Genomic DNA, 15,328 nt, shown 5'->3' on the forward strand with positions numbered 1-15,328 from the left:
GTGATATGGATGTAGTGGTTTATGCCCCAGCATCAATTGGTAATGTAAGCGTTGGCTTTGATGTGCTGGGGGCGGCCGTGTCTCCAGTGGATGGCACACTATTGGGTGACCGTGTATTGGTGAAATCTGGGGCTGATCCGTTCAGCCTTAAAACGGCGGGTGATTTTGTTGAGAAATTGCCAACTGAACCAAAAGACAACATCGTCTACGACTGTTGGCTCGTGTTTGCTCGTGAGTTAGACAAAAAAGGCGTTGAGCTAAAACCACTTGAGATGACGCTAGAAAAGAACATGCCAATTGGCTCTGGTTTAGGCTCAAGTGCATGTTCTATCGTCGCAGCATTAGATGCATTGAACCGATTCCATGGACAGCCACTTAACGAGACAGAATTATTGGCGCTGATGGGAGAGATGGAAGGCAAGATCTCTGGTGGTATTCACTACGACAACGTTGCGCCATGTTACCTTGGTGGTGTGCAACTGATGCTTGAAGAGTTGGGTATCATCAGTCAAGAAGTGCCTTGCTTTGATGATTGGTACTGGGTGATGGCGTATCCGGGTATCAAGGTATCAACGGCGGAAGCGCGTGAGATCCTACCATCTCAATACCGCCGACAAGATATCATCGCTCATGGTCGCCACCTTGCGGGCTTTATTCATGCGTGTCATTCTGGTCAGCCAGAACTTGCTGCAAAAATGATCAAAGACGTGATCGCAGAACCGTATCGTGAGAAACTGCTTCCAGGTTTTGCGAATGCACGTCAATACGCAGCGTCTGCGGGTGCATTGGCAACCGGTATTTCTGGCAGTGGTCCGACACTGTTCAGTATTTGCAAAGAGAAAGATGTCGCTGAGCGAGTTGCTCGCTGGTTAGAACAAAACTACGTACAAAACGAAGAAGGATTCGTCCACGTTTGTCGTCTAGATAAGCAGGGTTCGAAAGTAACAGGAAGTGAGCTATGAAGCTTTACAATATAAAAGAAAATGATGAACAAGTTTCCTTTGGCCAAGCCGTTCGCCAAGGGTTAGGTCGCAATCAAGGCCTATTTTTCCCATCGGAATTACCAAAATTTGAAGATATCGATGCGCTGCTTGCAGAAGACTTTGTCTCTCGTAGCACTAAGATTCTATCGGCGTTAATTGGAGATGAACTTGCAGAAGAGCAGGTGAATGCTCTTGTTGATGCTGCATTCCAATTCCCTGCGCCAATTAATCAGGTCAAAGACGGTGTTTACGCTCTGGAACTGTTCCATGGTCCAACGCTTGCATTTAAAGATTTTGGTGGTCGCTTTATGGCGCAATCTCTTGCAGCCGTTTCGGACGGTGGCAAGATCACCATTCTGACTGCAACTTCTGGCGATACTGGCGCAGCCGTTGCGCATGCTTTCTACGGTATGGAAGACATCAACGTTGTGATTCTTTATCCAAAAGGCAAGATCAGCCCACTGCAAGAGAAGCTATTCTGTACGCTTGGTAAAAACATTCACACTGTCGCGATCGATGGAGACTTCGATGCGTGTCAGGCACTGGTTAAGCAAGCTTTTGATGATTCTGCACTGCGTGAAGAGATCGGTCTGAACTCTGCAAACTCAATCAACATCAGCCGTTTGATGGCGCAAATCTGTTACTACTTTGAAGCAGCTGCGCAAATGAGCAAACAAGAGCGTGAAAACCTTGTTGTGTCTGTACCAAGTGGTAACTTTGGTAACCTAACTGCTGGTCTATTGGCAAAAGCGTTGGGCTTGCCTATCAAACGCTTTATCGCTGCAACTAATGCCAATGACACGGTTCCTCGCTACCTAGAAACAGGTAAGTGGGAGCCAAAACCAACAGTCGCAACAACATCGAACGCGATGGACGTGAGCCAACCAAACAATTGGCCTCGTATTGAAGAGCTGTGCCGCGTGAAAGAGTGGGGCTTGGAGACGTTAGGTAAAGGCGCAGTATCTGATGAGCAAAGCGCACAGTCAGTGAAAGATTTACATGCTCTAGGCTACCTATGCGAACCGCATGGTGCGATTGCTTACCGAGTGCTTGAAGAACAATTGCAAGACGGTGAAACCGGTCTGTTCCTATGTACTGCTCACCCTGCGAAGTTCAAAGAAGTGGTGGATGATATTCTAGAATCCGATATCGACCTTCCTGCGCCACTAGCGAAGCACGCTGCGATGGAGCTGCTATCGGAAGAGCTCGACGCAGACTTTGACGCATTGAAACAAGTACTGCGCCGCGTGCAGTAAGCTTCAAAGTATAGTAAGTATCAAAAACAGAAATAACGAGAGGTGAATGAGTAATCATTCACCTTTTTTATTGTCGGTAAGTTTTGACTCTCTTTATGATTGAGAAACGAACTTAACTAAATGAGATAGAAAGAGAAGCATGCATTTTTTGATTTTTCTTGGCTCAGTGAGAAACAGCACGCCACCACGACCAGCCCGTTTAGGAATGCGAGTCAGTAAAGCGTGTGAAAAACTCATCGCGAGTCAACATTCGCAACATATGGTCGAAATCATCGACCCTTTGAATTACGACTTTGGCGATGTGTTTAAGCCCGAGTTTGCTTATCACCGCTCTAAAGTTCCGCAGCACCTAAGTGAGCTGGCAGACAAAATCAAACATGCGGATGGGTATGTGATGGTTAGCCCGGAATATAACCATTCGATGAGTCCTGCTTTGGCGAACATGCTTAACCATTTCGGCAGTTCGCTGTTTTCTTACAAGCCGAGTGCTATCGTGACCTATTCTGCCGGACAATGGGGTGGTGTTAGAGCTGCCGTTTCTATGCGTACCTTCTTATCTGAACTTGGATGTCTACCTGTCTCTGCGATGATCCACATTCCGAAAGCGCAAGAAGTCTTTGATGAACAGGGCGTTGCTGCGGATGAGTCGGAGCAGACGCAGTGGGACAACTATATGAATCGCACTATGCATCAATTGATTTGGTGGGCAGAAGGGGCGTCACTGCAAAGAGATAGGCTTGATCCAACCTCTGTAGCGCAAGCGTTTCAGAAAGATCCTTCGCAAAGAAATGCACCTTAGAGGCGAGTTGCTTTCCATTATAGAAAGGGGTTAGAAGGATTCTGAAACAAAAAAGCTTGGTCATTGCTGACCAAGCTTTTTAAATTCTAGCGAGCTAGTTTACTGAGAGATTATAGAGTCTCAGTAAAAGTACGAGCGATTACATCACGTTGTTGCTCTGGAGTTAGCGAGTTAAAACGTACTGCGTAACCAGAAACACGAATAGTTAGTTGTGGGTATTTCTCTGGGTGTGCAACTGCATCTTCTAGTGTTTCGCGTTTAAGCACGTTCACGTTTAGGTGTTGGCCGCCTTCGATACGAGGAGCAGTTTCGATTGCAACTTCACGGCTTTCGTATTCACCTAGGTCGCTGATTGCGATAACTTGGTCTGCTTCGTAGCCAGCAGTTGCAGCAACACAACGAGCTTCATTTTTTTCGCTATCTAATAGCCAGATAGAGTTTAGTAGGTCGTCGTTTGCCGCTTTTGTAATTTGGATACCTTGGATCATCACTATCTCCTAGACCACTTACGTGGTGATTATTGGTGTTAATTTTCGAATTTTCGTTGAGCTGAGTATTATATAGCTAATATCCACTATTTTAATATTGATTTAAGTCAAAAAACAACCAAAAACATTATTTTTATTAAGGTAATTTTATTGAGTTAAATCAATAAAACCTTTGAAAACAAACTAATTACAATTTATTTGATAATATAAAAAATATTTAATAACTGGTTTTGTTGTAAATTTACTACAAATTGAGATTAAAATTTAAACTGGTTAACGCAACTATCTGTATTTAGGTAGCAATACTGAAAGTCTAAAGTGATTAAATGACAAACATGAAAAACAAGCTTGGGAATAAACTCATTGGTGCACATGTCTCTGCTGCTGGTGGGGTCGATCAAGCTCCGTTGAGAGCTCGTGAAATTGGCGCGAATGCATTCGCACTATTTACAAAAAACCAACGCCAGTGGGCGGCGAAGCCTTTAGAATCAAAAACCATCAGTGCGTTTAAAGCGAACTGTAAAATGCTGGGTTTCGGAGCAGAACATATTCTTCCCCATGATTCTTATCTGATTAACTTGGGTGCGCCGGAAGAAGAAAAGCTGAATAAATCCCGCGCGGCATTTATTGATGAAATGGAGCGTTGTAATCAGTTGGGGCTGACTTTGCTTAACTTCCATCCGGGTAGTCACCTAAAGAAAGTCTCTGAACAGGAGTGCCTCGCGACGATCGCCGAGTCGATCAATCTTGCGCATAAAGCGGTGCCGAATGTGATCGCTGTTATCGAGAATACGGCAGGTCAAGGCACTAACTTAGGCTGGAAGTTTGAGCACCTTGTTGAAATCATCGAGCAAGTGGAAGATAAAGATCGTGTCGGCGTTTGTATTGATACCTGCCATACCTTTACGGCTGGTTATGACTTACGTACAAAAGAAGATTGCAAGCGCACCTTTGCAGAGTTCGACCGTATAGTAGGTATGCACTATTTAAGAGCAATGCATCTAAATGATTCAAAAGTAGAGTTTGCCAGCAAAGTAGATCGCCACCATTCTCTTGGTAAAGGAGAGATCGGGTGGGATTGCTTTGAGTACATCGCGAAAGACCCTCGTTTTGATGGTATCCCTCTGATTTTAGAAACAATTGATCCAGATATTTGGCAGCGAGAGATCAACACGTTGCGTCAATTCCATTTAGCGGCCATTGACAGTTAATGGCGTAACCACAAAGTTGGCACCTTTCTTTCTTAGTCATTGAACATCAATCTCTGAATTAGCAAAGAAGGATGCCAACATGTCTCGACCACTCTCTTTTACTCCTTATGCTTACACTCGTCGCGTGCTTCGCTTACCGATGCCTAATCGTCACATTACCGGACAGGGTCATTTTCGAACGCCACAGAAGCATTAGTCTTTTATTACTTGTCTCAAGTTCGTGGTAAGTTTTTGTTTGTTTGAGTTTCGCTCGTTAGAATAGAAGCAAAATTTAGGACAGGAACTTTCCATGAATCAGTCACCCACTTGGCACGATGTGATCGGCGAAGAGAAAAAGCAGAGCTACTTTGTAGACACCTTGAATTTTGTTGAAGCCGAACGCGCCGCAGGCAAAGCTATTTTTCCTCCCGCAAAAGATGTCTTTAACGCGTTTCGTTTTACCGAGTTCAAAGACGTTAAGGTCGTGATTCTAGGACAAGACCCATACCACGGCCCAAATCAGGCGCATGGCCTGTGTTTCTCTGTACTGCCTGGCATTAAAACGCCACCGTCACTGGTTAATATGTATAAAGAGCTGGCGCAAGATATTGAAGGTTTCCAAATCCCTCAACATGGTTTTTTGCAAAGCTGGGCTGAACAAGGCGTATTGTTACTCAATACGGTATTAACGGTGGAGCAAGGTAAAGCGCATTCACATTCAAAGACAGGTTGGGAAACGTTTACTGACCGAGTGATTGAAGCCATTAATCAGCATCAAGAAGGTGTAGTGTTCTTGCTATGGGGTTCACATGCACAGAAGAAAGGTCGTTTTATCGATCGCAATAAGCACCATGTGTTAGCTGCCCCACACCCATCGCCACTTTCTGCACATCGAGGCTTTTTCGGTTGTAAGCATTTCTCTCAAGCAAACCAGTTGCTTACATCACAAGAAAAAGCACCAATTAACTGGCATTTGCCATTAACGGTATAAATGAAGAGACAGCGATCATGGATGGTATGATCGCTGTTTTTTTGAGCACGCTCGAGGCTGATAGTAAATTTCTCATGTACACTTACTAAAAGTAGGTGTTAAGGAGAGACGCTATGATGATCGAAAGAATTCGACGCGAACATGGTTATATGGTTCGTCTGTTGGCGATACTGCGCCATAAGCTTAATGAGATAAAAAAAGAACGTGTAATCAACTATGCGTTAGTAAGCGAGATTGTTGATTACCTCTCTAATCATTCGGAGAAAGTACACCACCCGAAAGAAGATATCCTCTATCACCACTTTCTTGAACACTATGGTAAGCAACAAACCATGGAAAATTTAGAGAAAGAACATCTAGAGTTAGCGAGTAAAACCAGAGAGTTTTCATCCGTGATAGAGATGATCCTTCAGGATGCTGTTGTGCCACAAGACATGTTTGTCGCTCACCTAGAAGATTTCATAGAATCGCAAAGGCACCACTTGGAGCTAGAAGAGCGAAAAATTTTGCCTCTCATTGAAGAGTTATTTACCACAGAAGATTGGCAGCATGTCGAGAGCTTATGGAGCGTCAGTGAGGATGATCCTGTGTTTGGTGACACGATTGCTGATCGTTATAAGCAGTTGGCCGAACGTGTTCGTCAAAGTGATACTGAGTATGTTTAAGCCTGAGTGATGAAACCTGAGCGAGCGAAAGCCGTCTCTCGGGTTTGTGAGATACATTTCTTATTTATTGGGAATCAACCGAAAATTTAGTGTGCATATTTCTCGGCAAAAAGTACGGAAGATTCTCATTGAGTAATAATGGTATTCATACTTAAACCTTGGTACATAAACTCACGGTGTTTACGGTCACTGTAAACAAAAAACAAAAGGCACCTGTAAGGTGCCTTTTGTTTGAATTAGAGTTTAATGTCTTCCAAGTTATAATCGGTACAGACATCAAGTTCGCGCAGCTCTTTAAGCAAATTGCGTCTGTCGTTCATCTCTTCTATTTCACGCCACTTTCGCTTTACTGGTTTGGCACGAGATTTGGTTGTTGAGGTAGTATCCAGATTAAAAATGTCATCTAGTTGAAAGCCTTCCATAAGCCACCTTTACCTTTCTTAAGCTAAACTGTTGTAACCAGTCCTTGTGGAGTTTTTTAAGTACCACAATAGCCGTGAGAATAACCATGATATATTTCGCATTTGTGTCGGTAGCATGACATTTTCGTGCAAAAATATTCTCAAAATCACACTTTTTATTGCAACGATGTGGATAAAAAATGCACAAACGATCTCAAGAAAACGATTAAATAGAGAAATTTTCTATGTTAATTCGATTTGATGAATGGGTGCACTGCGCAAAGGTTAAAGTTGCATAAAATCAGTTTGATGAAATAGTGTTCAATTAGATGGTAAGTCACTAGCGTAAATTTATGTAACACCTTGTGAATACTAGCTTGTTCTTGTTTATACGGTTTGCCATTCCATTTAATGAAGAATAATTATTTATGTTGGTGTTTGGTAATTGAAATGTTGCGCAGTTTGAGTGTTAAGTCTTCTATTTATGTTATTTTTTGGTGACTTTATAGTGAAAAATAACAATGTTATTCTTATTGTTGCATATTGATTTTTGCGCTCCTAGGTTGCATTATCCGCCCGTCAAAAAATACGCTGGTACGTAAAATGGATGCATGAAGCGACGTTTACGATTCTAGATTGCCCATAAACATTACTTAAAAAGCTAAGCACACTTTGACACTTAGCAGGCAATTTGGTGGATGGCTAGGACGCATAGACTGGCGCAACTCACTTTGAGGTACACATGACAGACTTAATCAATTTGATGAACGATCTCCTCTGGGGTTCGATTCTGGTTTATCTTCTTGTTGGTGTTGGTATTTACTTCACCGTTCGATTAGGGTTCATTCAGTTCCGCCATTTCGGCCACATGTTCTCTGTTCTTAAGAACAGCCGTAAAGCAGACAAAGCTGGTATTTCCTCTTTCCAAGCGCTTTGTACTAGTCTTGCTGCACGTGTTGGTACAGGTAACATGGCGGGCGTTGCAGTTGCATTGACTGCGGGTGGTCCTGGTGCGATCTTCTGGATGTGGCTGATTGCAATGCTTGGTATGGCAACATCGTTTGCTGAGAGCACACTGGCGCAGCTATACAAAACCAAAGATGATGATGGCAACTACCGTGGTGGCCCTGCCTACTACATGGAAAAAGGCCTGGGCATGCGTTGGATGGGCGTGTTGTTCTCAGTTTTCCTAATCATCGCTTTTGGTTTGGTATTCAACGCCGTACAAGCTAACTCAATTGCCAATGCAATGAGCAACGCATTTGGTTGGAATAACCTGTATGTCGGTATTGCCGTTGTTTTACTGTCTGCAATTGTTATTTTCGGTGGCATCAAGCGTATCGCAAGAGTTGCTGAGATGATCGTTCCGATCATGGCACTACTTTATCTAGCCCTAGCGCTGTTCATCATGTTCTCTAACCTAGAGAAATTACCTGATGTATTGATGCTTATCTTTAAGAGTGCATTTGGTCTGCAAGAAGCAGCAGCAGGTGGTCTTGGCTACGCAATTGCACAGGCAATGATTAACGGTATCAAGCGCGGTCTATTCTCGAATGAAGCAGGTATGGGTTCTGCACCTAACGCGGCAGCTTCAGCAACACCTTACCCACCACACCCAGCGTCTCAAGGTTACGTACAGATGCTAGGCGTGTTCATGGATACGATCGTTATCTGTTCTGCAACAGTGGCTATCATCCTGATGTCTGGTGAGTATGTCGGTCAAGCAACAGAAGTGACGGGTATCGAGCTAACTCAGCGTGCATTGAGCTCACAAGTTGGCGATTGGGGCGGCATCTTTGTTGCTGTGGCAATCTTCTTCTTTGCGTTTACTTCAATCATTGCAAACTACTCGTATGCTGAAACGAACTTAATCTTCCTAGAGCACAATCATAAAGCGGGCTTAAGCATTTTCCGCGTTATTGTTCTTGGTATGGTGATGTTTGGTGCACTAGCTTCGTTACCAGTCGTATGGTCGCTTGCTGACGTCTCTATGGGTCTGATGGCGATAGTCAACTTGGTGGCGATCATCTTGCTATCTGGCATCGTGATTAAACTGGCCAAAGATTACAATCGCCAGCTTGGTGAAGGCAAAGTGCCAACATTTGATGCGAATGATTTCCCAGAGCTGAAATCTCAGCTTGAAGAAGGCATTTGGTACAACGATAAAAAAGACTAAGTGAGCTATCACTCATAGTTGAAAGCTATTAGTACGATGTAAAAAGCCATGCAGACAATGCATGGCTTTTTTTGTACCCTATTAAAAACAAAATTAGAGAAGGGAAAGTCATGCTTATCGTAGTTTCTCCAGCGAAGACTCTTGATTACGAGTCTCCGTTAGCGACAGAAAAATTTACTCAACCTGAGTTGGTCGAATACTCAAAAGAGCTTATCGATGTTTGCCGCAAACTGACTCCTGCTGATGTTGCCTCTTTAATGAAAGTGAGCGACAAGATTGCCGATTTAAATGTGGGCCGATTCCAAGAGTGGAGTGAAACGTTTACCACGGAAAACTCTCGACAAGCTATTCTTGCATTTAAAGGTGACGTTTACACAGGGCTAGACGCCGAAAGTTTATCTGAAGCGGACTTCGAATATGCTCAAGATCATCTGCGTATGCTATCGGGTCTTTATGGTTTACTAAAACCACTTGATTTGATGCAGCCATACCGTCTTGAAATGGGTACCAAGCTTGCAAACGACAAAGGTACGAACTTGTACCAGTTTTGGGGCAATGTTATTACGGACAAGCTTAACGAAGCGATTTCTGCTCAAGGTGATAATGTCCTTATCAACCTTGCATCAAATGAATACTTTAAAGCGGTTAAGCCAAAGAATTTAGATGCGCAAGTGATCACGCCAGTATTCAAAGATTGTAAGAATGGTCAATACAAGGTCATCAGTTTTTACGCGAAGAAAGCGCGCGGTATGATGGCGCGTTACATCATTGAAAACCGTGTTGAGAGCGTGGCAGACCTGACTAAGTTTGATACGGCGGGTTACTACTTTGTGGAAGATGAATCGACGCCAACAGAGTTAGTATTTAAACGCGAAGAGCAAAAATAAAGCTGATTGAGACGTAATCGACGTTAATCTCTTTCAGCACAAACGAAAAAAGGGTTGGCATTGCCAACCCTTTGTTATTTTCTAGCTTGAGCTACTTGGCCCCAACAAGATTACTTCTTCTTAGCGGTTTTCTTTTTCGCTACTTTTTTCTTGTCGTCTTTTTTCTTTTTCTTCTTAAACACGGGCTTTTTGTGTTTAGGACGCATCTCTTTCACGAAACGCTCTTTGATGTCTTCTTTCACGTAACGTGCAACGCGATCCATCATTGGTTGGTCGTGTGCTTCTACGATTGAGATAGCGTTACCTTTCTTACCTGCGCGAGCAGTTCGGCCGATACGATGAAGGTAAACATCAGCCGTGCGTGGCATATCGTAGTTGATAACGTGTGATACATCCGGAAGATCGATACCGCGCGCAGCAACGTCCGTCGCGAGCAGCACGTTCACAGTACCATCGCGGAAGCGAGAAATCGCATTATTACGACGATCTTGAGGCATTTCACCTTGAATCCAAGAACATGGAATCTGTGCGCTTTCAAGCTGCGCTCGTAGCTCAGCCAAACGCTCACGAGTCTTTAAAAAGACGATGGTGCGTTCAGCCTGCTGAGTAATAATGTGTTTTAGTAATTCCAGTTTGTGTTCTGCATCATCAGCTCGGTGGTACCACTGAGCAATTTTCTTACGCTCACGCAGCGGCGATTTTGCATCAATCTCTGCTGGGTCATTCAACAGATCTGCGGTAAAGCCTTCTACGCCTTTCCCTTCTAACGTTGCTGAGAACAGAAGGGTTTGCTTACGCCAGCGACATTCGTTCGATAGGCGATCGACAGTAGGAGCAAAACCCATATCTAGCATACGGTCTGCTTCATCAAGGATTAACCATTCGATTGCACGACAATCAAAACGTTCTGCATCAATGTATTCTTTTAAACGGCCAGGTGTCGCAACCACAATGTCTTGCGTTGTTGCAAGGATGTCGGCGTGCTCTTGGTACTGAACACCACCAGTGATGGTGAAAATGTTGAGTTTGGTATTTTTTGCCAAAGCACGTGCTTGATCGGCAATTTGCATCGCCAGTTCGCGAGTAGGCGTTAGGATCAAAATACGCGCAGGCCCAGGCTTACGACGAGGGAAGTCTTGCAAGTATTGCAATGCTGGCAGGACGAAGGCGGCCGTTTTACCAGTTCCTGTTGGCGCTGACGCTAGAATGTCACGACCGTCCAACGCTTGTGGAATCGCTTCTGCCTGAATTTTTGTTGGGCGTTCGTAACCCATCTCTTCAATGGCTTCAAGTAGGTTTTGGTCTAGATCAAGTTCAGCAAAGGTTCTGATCACAATGAGTTCTCCACAAGCAAAGCTTGGTTAATGGTTCGCCACAACAGCATAGAATACAAAAAGGTCGCACATTATAAAGTGATTGGTGATAAGGATCACATGTTATTTCACATCTTAAGATAAAACTCGCGGGTTAACTGGATGAAATCATCACTATAGCCGTCATTTGAACGGATAATTAAATGTGACGTTTGCGAATCGCAAGGTCGTTTTGACAGTTCAAATAACAGTCGGTGTACTGGTTTCTTTTCTGATGGTTGCACACGACAGATCCTCGATAGATACCAACCTTGGTTTAATGCTAGCTCAATGAACTGCTCGCCTTCGGTGATTGGCAAAACAAAACTAGCTCTCCCTTCGTCATCAAGCAAATGATAGCAACGCTGTAGCAATGCGTTATGGCCTAGCGTATCAGTGTGCCTCGCGGTTGCACGTTGACTGTGTTTCGATTGCTCGCCGCTGTTGAAGTAGGGCGGGTTACAAATGATGCGTTGGAATGGATGTGTCGGCGTAAAGTGCAGTATGTCTGTGTGATGCACACTTACACGATCTGACCAAGGAGACTGGGCCATATTTTTTTGCGCGGCAGCAACGGCTGTTAATTCGATATCGACCGCGGTTATTTGAGTTTCCGTAAAGCGTTGAGCACACATCAGGGCAAGCAGGCCAGTGCCAGTGCCAATATCGAGAATTTTAGCGTCGTTAGGGCTTTGAATCCAAGCACCAAGCATTACCCCATCTGTGCTGACTGGCATACCACTCTCGCCGCCCTCAATACAAAATTGCTTAAAATTGAAGCCTTTAGTTTTCAGTTTTTTGTTCTTCATGATTGTTTTATATTTGCTCAATAATTAAGTGGATTGCTCTATTGTTTATTAATTGTATAGATTGTTGTTTTGTTGGTTATTAAATTGTATTGTTAATTGATCGAGATAAAGAACTGGTCTGTTATTTGGATCTGGTTATATCCACTGCTTTTAAGTTTGAAAACTAAATTAATATGGTGTTTTTTTCTTAAAGGTTGCCAAATGATGAGTCTTTCGTCATTATGCGGCGAAAATTTTATAGATTGAACCACGTGTACTTATTGACTTTAGGTATACAAAAAGTGGTCTAAGCATACACAACATTCATTAATTAAAAGACAAGGGTTATCTGTGAAGCAGACGTTAAAACTAACAGATATTATCGCAGTAGGCTTTATGCTATTTGCGTTCTTTTTAGGTGCGGGCAATATTATCTTTCCACCTCTAGCGGGTCAGTTAGCGGGTGAAAACTTAATGCCAGCTATGTTTGGTTTCTTGCTAACAGCGGTAGGTCTACCTCTTATTACTATCGTTGCTATTGCTGTTGCTGGTGGTTCTTGGGATCACTTGACGCAAGATCTTCCGAAAAAAGCGGCAGTTCTTATGGCTGCACTGATTTTCATCATCATTGGTCCTGCGTTTGCAGCGCCTCGTACTGGCCTAGTGGCTTACGAGATGGCGGTGAAACCTTTCTTCCTTGAGGCATCACAAACGCATCTGACAGCGTTCTCAGTGATCTTCTTTATCGCAGCAATGATGTTCTCATGGTTCCAAGGCCGTTTGATCGATCTCATCGGTAAAGTACTGACACCAGCATTGTTCGTTGGTTTGATCATTCTTGCTGTCGCTGTCTTCCTTGATCCTCAGGGCGATATGATTGGCGCGCACGGTGAATACCTAACGCAGCCTCTGACCAAAGGCTTCTTAGAAGGCTACAACACAATGGATACGTTCGCGTCATTGATGTTTGGTATGCTGATGGTTGATGCACTGCGCGGTAAAGGCATTACTGAGCGCTCTGCAACTACTAAATATCTGATCTATGCAGGTTGTATTGCTGCTGCTGGTCTTGCGTTTGTTTACATCTCACTATTTTACTTAGGTGCGACGAGTGCAACGGTTGCTGCTGGTGCTGATAATGGTGGCCTAGTACTTAGCCAATACGTTCAAGCGTTGTTTGGTCCATACGGTCAAATCGTTCTGTCTGTCATCGTATTGCTAGCGTGTCTGACAACCGCGATTGGCTTGATTTCTGCGTGTTCAGATTTCTTCAGCTCGAAAACACCACTGTCATACAAGCAATGGGTACTGATTAATGGTTCTGTTTGTGCATTGGTTGCAAACGTTGGTCTTGCGCAGCTGATTTCTCTGTCAGTGCCAGTATTGTTTGCGCTGTACCCTGTGGCGATTGCGTTGGTTGCACTAACATTTGTGCGCAGCAAACTGCCGAATCCACGCTTTGCTTACCGTGCGGTACTGCTTGTATCTCTGCTGTTTGCGTTAGTTGATGCGGCAAAAGTATCGGGTATTGATGTTTCTGCGTTTAACATGTTGCCACTATTCGAAGTCGGCATGGGTTGGGTGCTTCCAACATTTGCGGCTATCGTGTGCATGTTCTTCATCGCGAAACCTCGCCCAGAGCTAGCACAAGAAACCGCGTAATCAAGATAATAAAAAGCCCGATGAATTACTTCATCGGGCTTTTTACTTTTTAATGATGACGTGTTTGCGCTATTAAAGCGTGTCGTGGAATTCCACAAGAACTTGTTCACACCATTTTTCGATGCGTTCATCACTCAGTTCGTACTGTGAGTCTTCATCTAACGCAAGTCCAACAAACTTGCTGCTATCTTCGATCAATGCTTTCGATGCTTCAAATTCGTAGCCTTCATTTGGCCAGTAACCGATAAAGGTTGCGCCTGTGGCTTGCAATTCATCGTGAAGTAAGCCCATCGCATCTAAATACCACTCTCCGTAACCTTCTTGGTCACCCAGACCAAACAGCGCTACAACTTTGCCTTTCAGTGGTGTGGTCGCGATGTCTTGCCAAATCGCGTTCCAATCTTCTTGAATTTCACCAAAATCCCAAGTTGAGATGCCAAGGAGTAATAAGTCGTAGTCCGCCATTAGTGATAACGGTGTCTCTTTCACATTGTGAATGTCGACAAGGTCTTCACCAATAAGGGTACGAATTTTCTCTGCTGCCATTTCGGTGTAGCAGGTCGTTGAGCCGTAAAAGAGTCCGATTTTCATTATATTCGTCGTTATTTGTGTTGCTGTTGTGGAAGATTCTAACCATAAATTGAGGAAGATTGCAGCGAATATCCTATGTGGGATGATTTTTTATGGTATTGGATTGGCAGGTGCTTTAATCTAAATACTGTAAATATAAACAGATAAGGAAGCATTCATGACGGCACAACAGCCTGTCAATCAACAAGATTTTTCGCTTGTTGAGCAATTCTTAGATGCGATGTGGATGGAGCGTGGCCTATCAGAGAACACGTTGGCTTCCTACCGAAACGATTTAATGAAGTTGCTCGTGTGGATGGAAAAACATCGATACCGTCTTGATTTTATCAGTTTGTCTGGCTTGCAAGAATATCAAAGCCACCTTGTAGATTTAGATTACAAACAGACGTCTCGTGCGCGTATGTTGTCGGCGATTCGCCGTTTATTCCAATACCTGCATCGTGAGAAGGTGCGCGCTGATGACCCGAGTGCGCTCTTGGTTAGTCCTAAACTGCCACAACGTTTACCCAAAGATATTAGTGAAGAGCAAGTGGACGCGTTGCTCGAGGCGCCAGACCCGAACGACCCTATAGAATTGCGCGATAAAGCGATGCTAGAGCTACTCTACGCGACAGGGTTGCGTGTGACAGAGCTCGTCAGTTTGACCATGGAAAATGTTAGCTTGCGCCAAGGGGTGGTGCGCGTGACTGGTAAAGGTGGTAAAGAACGCCTAGTTCCTATGGGGGAAAACGCGGTCGATTGGATCGAGACGTTCATTCAACAAGGGCGTCCTGCGTTACTTGGTGATACATCATCTGATATTGTTTTTCCTAGTAAACGCGCAAGACAAATGACTCGTCAGACGTTTTGGCACCGTATTAAGTACTATGCTTTGATAGCAGGGATTGATACTGATCAGCTGTCGCCGCACGTACTGCGTCATGCCTTTGCCACGCATTTATTGAACTATGGCGCAGATCTCAGGGTCGTACAGATGCTTTTAGGACATAGTGACTTATCGACCACGCAAATTTATACTCACGTGGCGACTGAACGATTGAAGCAGATCCACAGTCAACACCACCCAAGAGCATAACAATGGTTAGATTCATCCATGTCC

15 protein-coding genes are annotated in these 15,328 nt (G+C 44.0%); 10 read left to right on the top strand and 5 right to left on the bottom strand.

The features are described 5' to 3' along the window. Nucleotides 1-5: 5 nt before the first annotated feature. From thrB to IJ23_RS09310, 3 genes are all read left to right on the top strand, one after another. Complete coding sequence (gene thrB / locus IJ23_RS09300; RefSeq protein ID WP_033906103.1) at nucleotides 6-962, top strand: homoserine kinase; 957 nt, start codon at nucleotides 6-8, stop codon at nucleotides 960-962. After that, nucleotides 959-2,239 carry a threonine synthase gene (gene thrC / locus IJ23_RS09305; RefSeq protein ID WP_033906104.1) on the top strand — a complete coding sequence of 427 codons (1,281 nt, stop codon included), beginning with the start codon at nucleotides 959-961 and terminating at the stop codon, nucleotides 2,237-2,239. Before thrB ends, thrC begins: the two co-directional genes overlap by 4 nt. Before the next feature lie 139 nt (nucleotides 2,240-2,378). Continuing rightward, complete coding sequence (locus IJ23_RS09310; protein ID WP_033906105.1) at nucleotides 2,379-3,038, top strand: NADPH-dependent FMN reductase; 660 nt, start codon at nucleotides 2,379-2,381, stop codon at nucleotides 3,036-3,038. A 110-nt stretch (nucleotides 3,039-3,148) separates the two neighbouring features. Here the strand turns inward: IJ23_RS09310 and grcA are convergent, their stop codons facing one another. Continuing rightward, nucleotides 3,149-3,526, bottom strand: coding sequence for an autonomous glycyl radical cofactor GrcA (gene grcA, locus IJ23_RS09315; protein ID WP_005381814.1), 378 nt, complete (start codon nucleotides 3,524-3,526; stop codon nucleotides 3,149-3,151). 326 nt (nucleotides 3,527-3,852) lie between these two features. Between grcA and nfo the strand changes: the two genes are divergently transcribed. The 3 genes from nfo (at nucleotide 3,853) to IJ23_RS09330 (ending at nucleotide 6,372) form a co-directional block, all read left to right on the top strand. Further along, complete coding sequence (gene nfo / locus IJ23_RS09320) at nucleotides 3,853-4,737, top strand: deoxyribonuclease IV (protein WP_017635072.1); 885 nt, start codon at nucleotides 3,853-3,855, stop codon at nucleotides 4,735-4,737. Between the two features lie 289 nt (nucleotides 4,738-5,026). Continuing rightward, nucleotides 5,027-5,707, top strand: a complete 681-nt coding sequence (ung, locus tag IJ23_RS09325; RefSeq protein ID WP_005382846.1) for a uracil-DNA glycosylase — start codon at nucleotides 5,027-5,029, stop codon at nucleotides 5,705-5,707. A gap of 113 nt (nucleotides 5,708-5,820) precedes the next feature. Continuing rightward, complete coding sequence (locus IJ23_RS09330; RefSeq protein ID WP_005381807.1) at nucleotides 5,821-6,372, top strand: hemerythrin domain-containing protein; 552 nt, start codon at nucleotides 5,821-5,823, stop codon at nucleotides 6,370-6,372. 236 nt (nucleotides 6,373-6,608) lie between these two features. Here the strand turns inward: IJ23_RS09330 and IJ23_RS09335 are convergent, their stop codons facing one another. Further along, nucleotides 6,609-6,794, bottom strand: a complete 186-nt coding sequence (locus IJ23_RS09335) for a DUF3545 family protein (protein ID WP_005381805.1) — start codon at nucleotides 6,792-6,794, stop codon at nucleotides 6,609-6,611. Nucleotides 6,795-7,515: 721 nt separating this feature from the next. Here IJ23_RS09335 and IJ23_RS09340 point away from each other — a divergent pair. Together IJ23_RS09340 and yaaA are read left to right on the top strand one after the other, a co-directional pair. Next, nucleotides 7,516-8,949, top strand: a complete 1,434-nt coding sequence (locus IJ23_RS09340; RefSeq protein ID WP_005381800.1) for an alanine/glycine:cation symporter family protein — start codon at nucleotides 7,516-7,518, stop codon at nucleotides 8,947-8,949. A 110-nt stretch (nucleotides 8,950-9,059) separates the two neighbouring features. Beyond that, nucleotides 9,060-9,836: a peroxide stress protein YaaA gene (yaaA, locus tag IJ23_RS09345; protein ID WP_005382848.1), complete on the top strand. Its 777-nt coding sequence runs from the start codon at nucleotides 9,060-9,062 to the stop codon at nucleotides 9,834-9,836. Between the two features lie 110 nt (nucleotides 9,837-9,946). Here yaaA and srmB read toward each other — a convergent pair whose 3' ends face one another. Together srmB and IJ23_RS09355 are read right to left on the bottom strand one after the other, a co-directional pair. Beyond that, nucleotides 9,947-11,170 carry an ATP-dependent RNA helicase SrmB gene (gene srmB / locus IJ23_RS09350; RefSeq protein ID WP_005381797.1) on the bottom strand — a complete coding sequence of 408 codons (1,224 nt, stop codon included), beginning with the start codon at nucleotides 11,168-11,170 and terminating at the stop codon, nucleotides 9,947-9,949. A gap of 107 nt (nucleotides 11,171-11,277) precedes the next feature. Continuing rightward, a complete protein-coding gene (locus IJ23_RS09355; protein WP_033906106.1) occupies nucleotides 11,278-11,997 on the bottom strand; it encodes a tRNA1(Val) (adenine(37)-N6)-methyltransferase in 720 nt (239 codons plus the stop codon). A gap of 330 nt (nucleotides 11,998-12,327) precedes the next feature. On the opposite strand from IJ23_RS09355, the gene brnQ reads away from it, so the two are divergent. Then, nucleotides 12,328-13,638, top strand: a complete 1,311-nt coding sequence (gene brnQ / locus IJ23_RS09360; protein WP_005381792.1) for a branched-chain amino acid transport system II carrier protein — start codon at nucleotides 12,328-12,330, stop codon at nucleotides 13,636-13,638. A gap of 72 nt (nucleotides 13,639-13,710) precedes the next feature. Here brnQ and fldB read toward each other — a convergent pair whose 3' ends face one another. Next, complete coding sequence (gene fldB / locus IJ23_RS09365; RefSeq protein WP_033906107.1) at nucleotides 13,711-14,229, bottom strand: flavodoxin FldB; 519 nt, start codon at nucleotides 14,227-14,229, stop codon at nucleotides 13,711-13,713. Between the two features lie 157 nt (nucleotides 14,230-14,386). Here fldB and xerD point away from each other — a divergent pair, with 157 nt between their 5' ends. Further along, nucleotides 14,387-15,304, top strand: a complete 918-nt coding sequence (gene xerD, locus IJ23_RS09370) for a site-specific tyrosine recombinase XerD (protein ID WP_005381788.1) — start codon at nucleotides 14,387-14,389, stop codon at nucleotides 15,302-15,304. Nucleotides 15,305-15,328 lie beyond the last annotated feature (24 nt).

The organism is Vibrio sp. OY15 (assembly GCF_000742455.1).
In the GTDB taxonomy this organism is placed as follows: domain Bacteria; phylum Pseudomonadota; class Gammaproteobacteria; order Enterobacterales; family Vibrionaceae; genus Vibrio; species Vibrio alginolyticus.

Bases quoted from the DNA above. Each gene is read 5' to 3' on its own strand.
- yaaA (WP_005382848.1), top strand. From the start codon at position 9,060: ATGCTTATCGTAGTTTCTCCAGCGAAGACTCTTGATTACGAGTCTCCG.
- IJ23_RS09355 (WP_033906106.1), bottom strand. From the start codon at position 11,997: ATGAAGAACAAAAAACTGAAAACTAAAGGCTTCAATTTTAAGCAATTT.
- ung (WP_005382846.1), top strand. From the start codon at position 5,027: ATGAATCAGTCACCCACTTGGCACGATGTGATCGGCGAAGAGAAAAAG.
- grcA (WP_005381814.1), bottom strand. From the start codon at position 3,526: ATGATCCAAGGTATCCAAATTACAAAAGCGGCAAACGACGACCTACTA.
- IJ23_RS09340 (WP_005381800.1), top strand. From the start codon at position 7,516: ATGACAGACTTAATCAATTTGATGAACGATCTCCTCTGGGGTTCGATT.
- IJ23_RS09335 (WP_005381805.1), bottom strand. From the start codon at position 6,794: ATGGAAGGCTTTCAACTAGATGACATTTTTAATCTGGATACTACCTCA.
- thrB (WP_033906103.1), top strand. From the start codon at position 6: ATGGATGTAGTGGTTTATGCCCCAGCATCAATTGGTAATGTAAGCGTT.
- IJ23_RS09310 (WP_033906105.1), top strand. From the start codon at position 2,379: ATGCATTTTTTGATTTTTCTTGGCTCAGTGAGAAACAGCACGCCACCA.
- IJ23_RS09330 (WP_005381807.1), top strand. From the start codon at position 5,821: ATGATGATCGAAAGAATTCGACGCGAACATGGTTATATGGTTCGTCTG.
- xerD (WP_005381788.1), top strand. From the start codon at position 14,387: ATGACGGCACAACAGCCTGTCAATCAACAAGATTTTTCGCTTGTTGAG.
- fldB (WP_033906107.1), bottom strand. From the start codon at position 14,229: ATGAAAATCGGACTCTTTTACGGCTCAACGACCTGCTACACCGAAATG.
- thrC (WP_033906104.1), top strand. From the start codon at position 959: ATGAAGCTTTACAATATAAAAGAAAATGATGAACAAGTTTCCTTTGGC.
- nfo (WP_017635072.1), top strand. From the start codon at position 3,853: ATGACAAACATGAAAAACAAGCTTGGGAATAAACTCATTGGTGCACAT.